Annotated in this window: 13 protein-coding genes; 6 read left to right on the top strand and 7 right to left on the bottom strand. The window is 73.4% G+C overall.

What is annotated here, in order from left to right; all coding sequences use genetic code 11:
* Positions 1 to 25: 25 nt before the first annotated feature.
* From IAG42_RS03630 to IAG42_RS03605, 6 genes are all read right to left on the bottom strand, one after another.
* Entirely contained in the window at positions 26 to 463 is a 438-nt protein-coding gene (locus IAG42_RS03630) for a glutaredoxin domain-containing protein (RefSeq protein ID WP_188335556.1), read from the bottom strand.
* 311 nt (positions 464 to 774) lie between these two features.
* Complete coding sequence (locus IAG42_RS03625; RefSeq protein WP_188335555.1) at positions 775 to 1,518, bottom strand: sulfite exporter TauE/SafE family protein; 744 nt, start codon at positions 1,516 to 1,518, stop codon at positions 775 to 777.
* Positions 1,515 to 1,880, bottom strand: a complete 366-nt coding sequence (locus IAG42_RS03620; protein ID WP_188335554.1) for a rhodanese-like domain-containing protein — start codon at positions 1,878 to 1,880, stop codon at positions 1,515 to 1,517. The genes IAG42_RS03625 and IAG42_RS03620 overlap by 4 nt, the downstream gene beginning before the upstream one ends.
* Positions 1,881 to 1,925: 45 nt before the next feature.
* Positions 1,926 to 3,281 (bottom strand): MBL fold metallo-hydrolase, encoded by a 1,356-nt coding sequence (locus tag IAG42_RS03615; protein WP_188335553.1) that lies wholly within the window; start codon positions 3,279 to 3,281, stop codon positions 1,926 to 1,928.
* Between the two features lie 212 nt (positions 3,282 to 3,493).
* Complete coding sequence (locus IAG42_RS03610; protein WP_188335552.1) at positions 3,494 to 4,435, bottom strand: M56 family metallopeptidase; 942 nt, start codon at positions 4,433 to 4,435, stop codon at positions 3,494 to 3,496.
* Positions 4,436 to 4,449: 14 nt separating this feature from the next.
* A complete protein-coding gene (locus tag IAG42_RS03605) occupies positions 4,450 to 4,827 on the bottom strand; it encodes a BlaI/MecI/CopY family transcriptional regulator (protein WP_188335551.1) in 378 nt (125 codons plus the stop codon).
* 115 nt (positions 4,828 to 4,942) lie between these two features.
* Between IAG42_RS03605 and IAG42_RS03600 the strand changes: the two genes are divergently transcribed.
* The 4 genes from IAG42_RS03600 to IAG42_RS03585 all read left to right on the top strand — a co-directional run bounded on the left by IAG42_RS03600 (position 4,943) and on the right by IAG42_RS03585 (position 8,336).
* Positions 4,943 to 5,779, top strand: coding sequence for an undecaprenyl-diphosphate phosphatase (locus tag IAG42_RS03600; RefSeq protein ID WP_188335550.1), 837 nt, complete (start codon positions 4,943 to 4,945; stop codon positions 5,777 to 5,779).
* Between the two features lie 183 nt (positions 5,780 to 5,962).
* On the top strand, positions 5,963 to 6,883 hold the full coding sequence (locus tag IAG42_RS03595) for a PP2C family protein-serine/threonine phosphatase (protein WP_188335549.1): 921 nt from the start codon (positions 5,963 to 5,965) through the stop codon (positions 6,881 to 6,883).
* A gap of 8 nt (positions 6,884 to 6,891) precedes the next feature.
* Positions 6,892 to 7,899 (top strand): MASE1 domain-containing protein, encoded by a 1,008-nt coding sequence (locus tag IAG42_RS03590; protein WP_394811273.1) that lies wholly within the window; start codon positions 6,892 to 6,894, stop codon positions 7,897 to 7,899.
* Entirely contained in the window at positions 7,896 to 8,336 is a 441-nt protein-coding gene (locus IAG42_RS03585) for a VOC family protein (protein ID WP_188335547.1), read from the top strand. Before IAG42_RS03590 ends, IAG42_RS03585 begins: the two co-directional genes overlap by 4 nt.
* A 577-nt stretch (positions 8,337 to 8,913) precedes the next feature.
* On the opposite strand, the gene IAG42_RS03580 is transcribed toward IAG42_RS03585, so the two are convergent.
* Positions 8,914 to 9,270, bottom strand: coding sequence for a hypothetical protein (locus IAG42_RS03580; protein ID WP_223205843.1), 357 nt, complete (start codon positions 9,268 to 9,270; stop codon positions 8,914 to 8,916).
* Positions 9,271 to 9,459: 189 nt separating this feature from the next.
* Between IAG42_RS03580 and IAG42_RS03575 the strand changes: the two genes are divergently transcribed.
* Together IAG42_RS03575 and IAG42_RS03570 are read left to right on the top strand one after the other, a co-directional pair.
* The gene (locus IAG42_RS03575) at positions 9,460 to 10,953 is read left to right on the top strand and encodes an MFS transporter (protein WP_188335545.1); all 1,494 of its coding nucleotides are present in this window, start codon (positions 9,460 to 9,462) and stop codon (positions 10,951 to 10,953) included.
* Between the two features lie 321 nt (positions 10,954 to 11,274).
* A complete protein-coding gene (locus IAG42_RS03570) occupies positions 11,275 to 11,838 on the top strand; it encodes a GlcG/HbpS family heme-binding protein (protein ID WP_188335544.1) in 564 nt (187 codons plus the stop codon).
* Positions 11,839 to 11,860 lie beyond the last annotated feature (22 nt).

Below are 11,860 nucleotides of genomic sequence, written 5' to 3'. Positions count from 1 at the left end.
CTGCGGAGGCTCCTGCGGGTTCGGATCAGTGGTGCGCTGCGATCTGCTCGCGCACCCACTCAGGGTCGGGATTGGTGCGGGCGCGCCCGGCCACGACGACCGTCGGCACCGTCTCGTCGCCCCCGTTCACCGCGCGCACCGCCGCCGCGCCCTCCGGGTCCCGCCAGATGTCGACCCAGTGCACCCGGCGCGCCTCACGGCCCAGCCGGGCCCGCAGCCGCAGGCAGTACGCACAGCCGGGCCGCCAGTAGACGACCGGCCGGCCGTCCGCCGCGCTGCGCCGCTGTGCCTCCGCCGCACCGACGGACCTCGGGAAGACCAGCGGGGAGGTGGCGCCCGCGAGTGCCAGGAACAGCAGGAGGACGCCGACCGCCGCCCCCGGACTGTCCTCGAGCACCTGGACGGTGGCGAGGGCGGCGCCGCAGAGGGCGATGAGCGACGGGGCGATCCAGGCGCGGGTCATGGAGCCGGAGGCTACAGGGCGCCGCCGCCTCGATCGTGGGCGTGGGGTTGCCCGGCCGGCCGGACCGTGGCTCGCGGAACGGTGGGGCCGGGCAACCCGGCGTCCGGAAATGGTGCGTGCAGGTCACCCGCGCTGCGCAATCGCGCGTATCCGGACGTGCCACACAACGAAGCAAGATCGGGCGCGTTGTGGCACAGGGGGCGCGAATTGACGGTGTGCCGCGCATCCTCACGCGCTGCGCACGCCGTCTTCACGAGACGGCCCCCGCGCGGCACGCGCCGGGACGTCATCGGGCCGTCGCAGGGGCGCGGTCAGAGCACCGCGTCGGCGGCCATGAGCGCCGCCACCGCCAACAGGACATAGGCGAAGACGCGTTGCAGGGTGCGCCCCGTCAGCTTCCGGGACAGCCGCTTGCCGTCCCACGCGCCGAGGATCGCGGCCGCGGTGAAGGGGGCGACGACGGCGAGGTCCAGATGGGTCCCGCTGCCGGCCCGGGCACCGAGCGCGGCCAGGGAGTTGACCGTGATGACCAGCAGGCTGGTGCCGACGGCCCGCCGCATGGGCAGGCTCAGCACGCCCACCAGGACGGGCACGGCGAGGAATCCGCCGCCGACACCCAAAAACCCCGTGACCGCGCCGAGCCCGGAACCGGCGACCCCGGCCTTGCCGGGATGGACCGGGCCGGGTGCCCCGGTCTCGGCGGGGCGCAGCATCCGTACCGCCGCGAGTGCCGCGACACCGGCGAAGGCGAGGGTCAGCACGGTCTGCGGCACACGGCCGGCGACCGCGCCCGCGAGCATCGCGGGGACGATGCCCGCCGCCGCGAACAGGAGTCCGGTGCGCCAGGCGACGTTCCCGTCGCGGGCGTGGCCGGCGAGGGCCGTGAGCGAGGTGACGGTGACGATGACGAGGCTGGTGGTGATCGCCGCCGTGGGGGAGAGACCGAGCGCGTAGATCAGGGCGGGCACCGCGAGGACGCTGCCGCCACCGCCGAGCCCGCCGAGGGCCAGACCGACGACCGCCCCCGCGGCGAGGGCGAGGAGGAGCGCGGTCATGCCGGTGAACCGTCGCTCCCGCGCGCGTCGACGACGGGGTGACCCGAGGAGGCCCAGTCCTGCATCCCGCCCACGACGTCCACGGCTTCGGCCCCGCGCTCGCGCAGCAGATCCACGGCGCGCCGCGAACGGTTGCCGCTGCGGCAGATCACCACGAGGGGCCGCCCCAGCGCGGCGGCGGGCAGCGCGTCCCCCGAGGCCAGCGCGGACAGCGGCGCGAGGACGGCCCAGGGCGCGTGCCCCGCGTCCCACTCCTCCTGTTCGCGTACGTCGAGGAGGACGGCCGGGGCGTCGGCGCCGGCGGTACACCGGTGGGCCGCTTCGACGGTGACGCGGCGCGCTCCGTCAGGGAAGGAGGACATCTCGCAGCCTTTCAAGGGGAGTTGGGGGGGGAGGGGTGGCGGGGCTCAGGCGGCGACGACGGCCAGGCCGGCCTCGGCGGCCGCGTCGAACCCGTCGTCGACGGCCACGACGTCCCGGCCCGCGGCGTCGAGGAGCGACGCGGCCATGCCCGCCCGCATGCCCCCGGCGCAGTGCACCCACACGGTGCCGGCCGGGATGTCGCCGAGCCGTCCGTGCAGTTCGTGCACGGGGATGTGCACCGAGCCCGCGATGTGTCCGCCGGCCCGCTCGGACGCGCGCCGCACGTCGAGCACGACGACGCCGTCCGTGCCGCGCTCGGCGAGCCCGGCGAACGTGGAGCGCGGGAAGGAGGCCAGGGCGCCGTCGACGGTCCAGTCCTCCGGGGCGCCGGTCGCGGCGGCCGCCGGGCGGTCGATGCCGACCCGGACCAGCTCCCGCTGCGCGTCGGCGAGTTGGCCGGGGGAGTCCGCGAGCAGCGTCACCGGCTTGCCCCACGGGATCATCCAGGCCAGATACGTGGCGATCTTGCCGTCCGCCTCGAAGTTGAAGGTGCCCGCGACGTGGCCCTCCGCGAACGCGACCCGGTTGCGCAGGTCCACGACCCACTCGCCGGCCGCGAGCCGGGCGGCGATCTCGCGGGCGTCCGCGACGGCGGGAGGCGTCAGGTCCAGCGGGGCGGGGCCGCTCGCGTTGGCCGGGCCCATGTGCGCGTAGTACGCGGGGATGTCGTCGAGCCCGTCGAGGAGCGCGGCGACGAAGGTGTCGACGTCGGTGGTGAGCGCCGCGTTGGCGGCCTTCTCGTGGCCGATCGTGGTGGCTTCGCCCTCGGCCTGCGCGGAGGAGCAGAAGCTGCCGAAGCCGTGTGTCGGCAGCACCGCGGTCTCGTCCGGCAGTTCGGTCGCGAGGCGGTGCGCCGAGGCGTGCTGGGCGCGGGCGAGCTCCTCGGTCAGCCGGGGCTCGACCAGGTCGGGGCGGCCCACCGTGCCGATCAGCAGGGAACCGCCGGTGAACGCGGCCACGGGCGTGCCCTGCTCCTGGAGCACGTACGCGGTGTGGTGCGGGGTGTGGCCGGGGGTGGCGACGGCGCGCAGGGTGAGTCCGGCGTCGACCGTGACCGTGTCACCGTCCGCCACCGGCACCCGCGCGAAGGACACGTGCGCCCCGGCCGGCACCAGATAGGCGGCGCCCGTCACACGGGCCAGCTCCAGACCGCCGGTCACGTAGTCGTTGTGGATGTGGGTCTCCACGACGTGCGTGATCCGCACCCCGCGCCGCGCCGCCGCGGCGAGGACCTGGTCGAAGTCGCGCGGCGGATCCACCGCCACCGCCGTCCGCGTCCCGCCCGCCAGGTAGTGCCGGTTGCCGAGCCCTTCGAGCTCGATGGTGTCGATGAAGAACACGGTTCATTCCCTTTCGCGAAGTACCCCCCGGGGTATAGAAAAACCGTAGCACAGGTACCCCCGGGGGTATTTTTCGCGGTGGGGCGAGGGGTGTGAGGCGAGTGCGTGGTTGTGCTGCGGACCCCGCGCACGGCGCAGCCGTACGCCGCCGTATGCAGCCGTACGCCGCCGTGCGGCCCCGCGGTCGGGGGCCGGGACCGGCCCGGCGTCGGCTACGAGGCGCCGACGGCCTCCAGGAGGCGGTGCAGGTCGTGGGCCGCCTCCGCGCTGGACAGCGTCGCGGCGGTCAGGACGGCGGAGGTCGCCGCGGCGAGCAGCGGATGGCGGCCGAGCGGCGGGGCGAGGAGCGCGGCGACGCGGCGCGGCACGGGTCCGGCGGCCGCGAGCCCGGTGCGCCGGGCGAGGCCGAGGATGCCGAGCGCGGCGCCCAGGGGGCGGCGCGCGGCGGGCCGGGAGGCGAGCGCCGCCTTGCCGACGGCGCGCGCGACCCGGCCGCGGTCGCCGGTCGCGGCGGCGGCGCGCTCGTCGGCCCAGCGTTCGACCGTGTACGTCACGGACCGGGCGAGCGGGCGCAGGAACGGGTTGGCGGCGGCGCCGAGCTGGGCCAGTGCCACGAACGCGTAGTGGTGCCCGGCCAGATGGGCCCGCTCGTGCGCGAGCAGGATGCCGTGCTCGGTCCGGTCGAGGGTGTCGAGCATGCCCGTGGAGACGACGACGCGCCCCGGCAGCCCCGGGAGCGCGAACGCGTCCGGCGCGTCGTCCTCGATCACGACCACGCCGTCACGGGCCGGCATGCAGGCGGCCTCCACCGCGGCGGCCGCGAGGGTGCGGGCCCGGCGCCAGAGCATGCGCACGGCCATGACGACCGCCCCGCCGAGCAGGAGCCCGGCGGCCAGCGAGACGGACAGCTCGATCGGGTCGTCGCGCTGCGCGGTACCGGCCGACCAGTGCCCGAGCCCGGCCAGGAACGGCAGCCGGAGCAGCCCCGCGACGGCGAGCGCGCCCAGCGAGAGCGTGCTCGCCGCGCCGAGGACCAGCGAGGTCGCGGTCAGCAGCCAGGTGGCGAGGCGGGGCTCGCACCGCTCGGCGAGCGGCCGGGCGAACAGCGGCGCGAGCAGGGGCAGCAACAGCGGCAGGTAGACGGCGATGTGCATCGGGCGGCGCGTCCTCAGGGGGCCTGGTCGAGCAGCCGGCGCAGCAGCTCGGCGTCGGAGCTGGACAGGTCGTCCGCGAAACGGGCGAGGACGGTCTGTCGGTCCCGCCGCTCGGCCAGCACCGTGTGCATCCGGCGCGCGGCGAACCCGGCGTCGTCCGTCACCGGCGCGTACGCGTACGCCCGCCCGCGCCGGGTGCGGCTCAGCAGCTCCTTCGAGTGCATGCGGGTGAGGATCGTCACGACGCTGCTGTACGTCAGCTCGCCGCCGAGGCGTTCGGTGACCTCGCCCGGTGTCAGGGCGGCACCGGCCTCCTGCAGCAGGGCGAGGATCTCGGCCTCGCGCGCGCCGTTGGGCCGCTTGGGGCCGCTGTCCGGCAGCTGGGAGCCCATGGGTTTGGCGTTCCTTCCGTCACCTTCTACAGTCGTGTAGAAGTTCGACACCGGTGTAGAAGCTGGTGTGCCTCAGTGTGCCATGCGCCCGAACGGAACGGACAACGGACAACAGATGAGTGCCATCAGCCTCGGGCAGTCGGTGATCCTCGGCGTCGTCGAGGGCGTCACCGAGTTCCTGCCCGTATCCTCCACCGGCCATCTCAAGATCGCCGAGGGACTCATGGACATCCCGGTGAACGACCCCGCCGTGGTCGGCTTCACCGCGGTCATCCAGGTCGGCGCGATCGCCGCCGTGCTCGTCTACTTCTTCAAGGACATCGTGCGGATCGTCACCGCGTGGGGCCGCGGTCTGCGCGACAAGGAGGAGCGCTACCACCACGACTACAAGTTCGCCTGGTGGGTGATCTGCGCGACGATCCCGATCGTGGTCGTCGGCCTCGCCGCGAAGCCGCTCATCGAGGGCCCGCTCGCCTCCCTGTGGGTGGTCGCGGGGTCCCTCGTCGCGGGATCGGGCGTCATGTGGGTGGCCGACCGGATGGGCCGGCACAAGCGCGGCGAGGACGACACCTCGTTCAAGGACGCCATGCTCGTGGGCTGCTCGCAGATCCTCGCTCTGCTCTTCCCCGGCTTCTCGCGCTCCGGGGCGACCATGTCCACCGCGCTCCTGCTCGACCTCGACCGGGTCGCCGCGACCCGCCTGTCCTTCTTCCTCGGCATCCCCGCCCTGACCGGCGCCGGCCTGTACGAGCTGAAGGACGCCGTGGGCAGCGGCGCGGGCGCGGCCCCCATCGTGGCCGGCACGGCCGTCTCCTTCGTCGTCGCGTACGTCTCGATCTCCTGGCTGCTGAAGTTCGTGGCCCGCCACTCCTTCAACGCCTTCGTCGTCTACCGTGTGGTCATCGGCCTGGCCCTGTTCGGCCTGCTCGGCGCGGGTGTGCTCAGCGCCTGACGCGGACGCGGCGACCGTTCGGCAGCGGGCCCGAAGGCCGACAAGGTGCGGCCGCCCCCGACTTTGGGCAGAGTGAGGGGGCGATTTATGTCGTTCGGTACGAAAAGCCGTTCAGGATGATTCACAAGGGAAACCCCACAGAGTGGGCTGGTGCGAGGGGATCTCGTGGGACCGGAGTGAGCGATGTTCCGCAGTGGGTCCGCCGACGGCGGTGACGAGCTGCTTCAGCGGCTCGGCGCGCTGACCGCCCGGGCCCGGGAGCTGGCCGAGATGCAGCGCTCCCGGGTCGAGCTGGCGGTGGCCCTGCAGCACGGCATGCTGCCCCGCGACCTGCCGCGCCCCCCGGGCGTACGGATCGCCGTGGGCTACATGCCGGCCAACCACGGGCTCAACGTGGGCGGCGACTGGTACGACGCCTTCCCCATGTCCGACGGCCGCATCGGCATCTCCATCGGCGACGTCCAGGGCCACAACGCCCAGGCGGCCGCCTTCATGGGCCAGGTCCGGGTGGCCCTGCGCGCGCTGGCCTCGGTCACCGAGGACCCCGGCCGGCTGCTCGGCCGGACGAACGACCTGCTGATCTCCCTCAACGCCGACCTCTTCGCCACCTGCACGTTCCTGCGCCTGGACCCCGCCACCGGCGTCCTGGAGTGTGCGCGGGCCGGACACATCCCGCACATCTGGGCCACCGCCGACGGCCGCTCCGGCATCGACGACGGCGAGGTCGGGCCCCCGCTCGGCGTGATGCGCGGCGCCGAGTACCCCGTGGCATGCCACCGGCTGACCGTCGGCGGCGTCCTCGTCCTGGTCACGGACGGCGTCGTCGAGGGCCCCTCCCTGCACATCGACGACGGCCTCGGCCAGGTCAGACGGCTCGCCGAGATCACCGCCGGGGCCAGCCTCGGCATCGACGCGCTCGTCGGCGGCGTGATGAAGCTGGCCGACACGGTCGGGCACGAGGACGACGCCGCCGTGCTCGTCATCGGCCACGACGTCGGCGTGCCCTGGTACCCGGCACCCAAGCTGCCCCCCACCCCGGGCGGCTCCTCGCGCGGCCCCGGCCGGACGCCCTCGTCTGGCCGATCCGGTCCGCCCGGTGTCTGATGACTGCTGTGGTGGTGACTCGGCGACTGCTGCCGCCCGTGGAGGCGGCCCTCAAGCTCCTGGTCGTGGCCGCCTGCTACTACGTGGCCGGCCGCATCGGTCTGCTGAGCCAGGTCGTCGTCGAGGGCGTCGTCGTCACCCCCATCTGGCCCCCGACCGGCGTCGCCGTCGCGGCCCTGCTCATGTTCGGCGTACAGGTGTGGCCGGGGATCGCCCTCGGCTCCTTCCTCGTCATCGCCTCCATCGTCACCCCGCAGATGACCACGCTCGTCAACGTCGCGGGCAACACCCTCGCCCCCTTGTGCGCCTACTACTGCCTGCGCAGGATCGGCTTCCGGCTCGACATCTCACGGCTGCGCGACGGGCTCGCCCTGGTCTTCCTGGGCGGGCTCGGCGCCATGCTGATCAGCGCGACGATCGGCGTCGGCGTCCAGGCCGTCAATGGAGACCTGGACCGGGGCGAGTTCTGGGCCGTCTGGCTGTCCTGGTGGGTCGGCGACGCGATGGGCGTCCTCCTGGTCACCCCGCTGCTGCTCCTCCTCGTGGGCGTCGGCCGCGCCCCGTGGGGCCGCCGCTGGCTGGAGGCCGCCTGCCTGGCCGTGGCCGCGCTCGTCATCGTGCCGCTCGGCGCGCTCGGCGAGACGAGCCTGCTCTTCCTCGTCTTCCCGCTGCTGATCTGGGCGGCCCTCCGCTTCCAGCTGGCCGGCAGCACGCTGTGCGCGCTGTTCTCCTCCGTCCTGACCACGTACGCCGCGAACACCGGCAAGGGGGCCTTCCTCAATCTGTCCAAGGTCGAGATCATGGTGAAGCTGCAGGCGTTCAACGGCGCCACCGCCCTGACCGCCCTGCTGCTCTCGGCGCTCGTCACCGAACAGATCGCGACCCGCCGCTCGGTGCAGAGCGCCTGCGACGAACTCGCCGAGGTCCTGGACCATCTGGCCGCGGGCGAGATGCCGCCGGAGGTGCCGCCCCGGCACCTGCCGGACCCGTCACGGGCCGAAGGAGACCCCGCATGAGCATCCGGCGGATGGACAACGTCCTGATCGTCGTCGAGGACCTCGACGCCGTCATCGCGTTCTTCGTCGAACTCGGCATGGAACTGGAGGGCCGGTTCCCGCTCGAAGGGCGCTGGGCCGAGCGTGTCATCGGCGTCGACGACGTGCGCCAGGACGTCGCCATGCTGCGCGTCCCGGGCGCCCCCGGACGGGTCGAGCTCGCCCGGTTCCACCGCCCCGCCCCCGTCGTCCCGGAACCGCAGGCCGCCCCGTCGAACACCCTGGGCCTGCGCCGGATCATGTTCGCCGTCGACGACCTCCACGACACCGTCGCCCGCCTGCGCCCCCACGGCGCCGAACTCGTCGGCACGATCGAGCGCTTCGAGGACACCTTCCTGCTCGCCTACGTGCGCGGTCCCGAGGGCATCATCGTGGGCCTCGCCGAAGACCTGGCCTGACCCGAACGGGGGAAGGGGAGCACGCCTGTGCCAACCGGCCCGTGGGGTTGATCGCCGCCGTGGTGCGCACAGATACGGGTGTGCCCTCGGGGGACGGCAAGGCGGGTGCGGGACCGGAAGGAGGGGGGCCGGTCCCGCACCCGTCGGAACGCACCAGCACACCGGCGTGCGGTGTGACCTACGGTGCCGACAACTGGGCTCTGTGCTGCGGGCCCGAGGGGGAGTGCGCGTCCCCGGACCCGCGGTGTCCTGTGCAACGAGCGGGACGCAGAAACGATGCGCTCCGGGTCGCCCGGTCTACTGTCCGTTTCCCTGCGGGCCCGCCGACGCAGGCGCGGGCGGACCCGCGGGAACCGGTCCGGGCAGCAGGGCCGCCTCCTGATGCCGCGCGTGCGCCGCCGCCCGCTGCGCCTCGGTCATGACGTCACCCCGCTCTCGCACGAGTTCTTCATAAATGGGCGCGAGACCGTTTCCGGCGCCGTGCGTACGTGTCACCTCATTACTCCTTCCGCTGCCCTTGCCCGCCGTTTCGCCGTGCTGCGGCATTCACCGGTATCCATCGGCGTTCACCGAACCGTCAGGCGCGATTGATCCGAGCCGCGATCCCATGGCCCACCGCCAAATAGATCAACGCCGGAAGGCCGAAATTGAGAATGATCCGCAGGAATTCTGTGTCCATCGTGAAAATGTCCTGTGCCCACCCGGAGAGCCAGTCGGCAGTCGAGTGCACGAACGAGACGAACGGGTTCGCCCCGTTGGCCTCCAGGAGGTACAGAACGATCCAGAGGCCCAGGAAACCGGCGGCGACGTCGGCGATCGTGGAGATCGTGAGGGCCGTCCTGCGGGCCGTGCGCGCGGTGCGCTCCGAGCGGTCGGGCTCCGGGGGCCGCTCGTACGACTGGTATCCGGGTGTGGGGTGGCCGGTGCCGTTCACAAGAAATCCCATCTGACGCTTGGCCTTTCTCCCCTTCAGCGCCGCGCAATTGCCGGCGTGTTACACCCGGGCCCCCGAGCCCGCACATATGGTGCCCTGTTCCCGCACGTACAGAAATTCATCGGCAGCCCGTGACATTGCGGACCCCGTGCGGCCGCCGCCCGGTGCGCCGGCGCAGTCCGGAGCAGAATGGCGGGCATGGATGTAAGGCTGTCCTCGGCGCGCGGGCGCTGGATCCTCGCGTGCGTCGTGCTCGCCTCCGGCATGGCCATGCTCGACGGAACCGTCGTGAACGTCGCACTGCCCAAGATGGGCCGCGACCTCGACGCCTCCCTCTCCACCCTCCAGTGGGTCGTCAACGCCTACATGCTGACGCTGTCCGCGCTGCTCCTGTGGGGCGGAGCCCTCGGCGACCGGATCGGGCGGCGGCGCACCCTCGTCCTCGGCGTCGCCTGGTTCGCCGTCGCCTCCGCGCTGTGCGGCCTCGCCCCCGACGAGGGGACGCTCATCGCGGCCCGGGCTTTGCAAGGCGTCGGCGGCGCCCTCCTCACCCCGGGCTCACTGGCCCTCGTACGAGCCGTGTACCACCCCGACGACCAGGCGCGGGCGGTCGGCGCGTGGTCGGGTCTGACCGGGGTCGCCGGCGCGCTGGGGCCCTTCCTCGGCGGCTGGCTCATCGACGGGCCCGGCTGGCGCTGGATCTTCCTCATCAACGTGCCGCTCGCCGCCGTCGTCCTCGCCATCGCCCTGCGCCACGTGCCCGAGAGTCGCGACCCGGCCGCGGCCGACACCCCCTTCGACCAGCTAGGAGCGGCCCTCGCCGCGCTCTGTCTCGCCGGTGTCAGCTACGCCCTGATCGGCGCGTCCGGCGGTGTCCCGGCCGGCGGCACCGCGCTCGCGGCGGTGCTCGGTGTCGCGGCCGGAGTCGCCTTCGTCCTCGTCGAGCGGCGCAGGGCCGCGCCGATGCTGCCGCCGTCCCTGTTCCGCTCCCGCCTCTTCAGCGCCACCAACGGCATGACCCTCTGCCTCTACGCCGGTATCGGCGGCATCCTGTTCCTGCTGCCCGTGCAGCTCCAGGTGGCCCTCGGCTACAACGCGCTGGAGGCCGGGGTGGCGACCCTGCCGATCACCGTCCTGATGCTGCTCCTCTCCGCCCGCTCGGGCGACCTCGCCCGCCGCGTCGGCCCGACCGTCCCCCTCGTGACCGGACCGCTCGTGGCCGCGGCCGGCGTCCTGCTCATGCTGCGGATCCACCCCGGCTCCTCGTACGCGGCCGACGTGCTGCCCGCGGTCGGCGTGCTCGGTCTCGGCATGGCCACGTTCGTGGCACCGCTGACCGCGACCGTCCTGGCCTCCGTGGAACCCGAGCGCGCCGGGCTCGCCAGCGGGGTCAACAACACCGCGGCCCGCGTCGCGCAACTGCTCGTCGTCGCCGCGCTGCCGCTCGCCGTGGGACTGTCCGGCGAGGCGTACACCCGGCCCGACGCCGTGAACACGTCCTTCCACCGCGCCGCGTACGGCTGTGCGGGCCTGTTCGTCCTGAGCGCCGTGCTGGCAGCGGTCTTCGTCCGTCCCCGGACGGTGCGCCCGCGCCTGGCCGAGGCGCCGCGTCCCCAGTGCCGCGCCCACCTGGGCGTCACGGCCCCCGCGCTGGAGCCCGGCGAGGACGCCCGGCGTCACTGATATTGGTATACCGCACGTATGTGGGTGGTCGAAGCATCCATCGTCGCGACCGCGCCCGGATCATCGGCGGATCGGGGTGGGCGGCGCGGAGGGATTCGCCATCTTCCCAGTTCAGGTGGGTGATTGAAGTGTGTGGTCGGTGCGGTGCGCGGCGGGACTGAAGGCCGGGCCGCGGGCGGGGCATTTCTGAATCTCCGGGACGGGTCCCCGATGGGCGGCAAATGGGATACCGTCCGGGCCAGCTTGGATCGCACCAGGCTCTGTGGGGCGCACCGGCCCCGTCGGTGTCCCCGCGGTCTCCGTCCGGCACAGGAGCACCCGATGAAGTCCCACGCCATGTCCTCCCGGCGCGCCCGCCTCATGGCCGGCGCCGCCCTCACCGCCGTCGCCCTCGGGGGCCTGGGCGTGTACAGCGCCAACGCTTCGTCCCCGGCCGCGCCGGCCACGACCACGGTGCGGACCGACGCGTCGAACAAGAACCTGATCCAGACCACGCACCTGTCGATCGACGCCGCCACCAGAGCGGCGCAGGCCGCGCTCGACGCCGCCGAGAAGGAGAACCAGCGCGTGTCCGTCGCGGTCGTCGACCGCAACGGCAACACGGTCGTCACCCTGAGAGGCGACGGCGCCGGCCCGCAGTCGTACGAGTCCGCCGAGAAGAAGGCGTTCACCGCGGTCTCCTTCAACGCCCCGACCTCCGAGCTGGTCAAGCGCCTCGCGAACGCCCCGACGCTCAAGGACATCCCCGGCACGCTCTTCCTCGGCGGCGGCTACCCGGTCACCGCCAAGGGCGCCCCGATCGCCGGTATCGGTGTCGCGGGCGCGCCCTCGGGCGACCTCGACGAGAAGTTCGCCAAGGCGGGAGCCGACGCGCTCGGGCACTGACCCCCGTGAACCGCCACCGCCC

It is taken from the genome of Streptomyces xanthii, from assembly GCF_014621695.1.
Taxonomy (GTDB): domain Bacteria; phylum Actinomycetota; class Actinomycetes; order Streptomycetales; family Streptomycetaceae; genus Streptomyces; species Streptomyces xanthii.
Note: the sequence above shows the minus strand (reverse complement) of the source record. Positions and strands in the feature narration are given on the sequence as shown.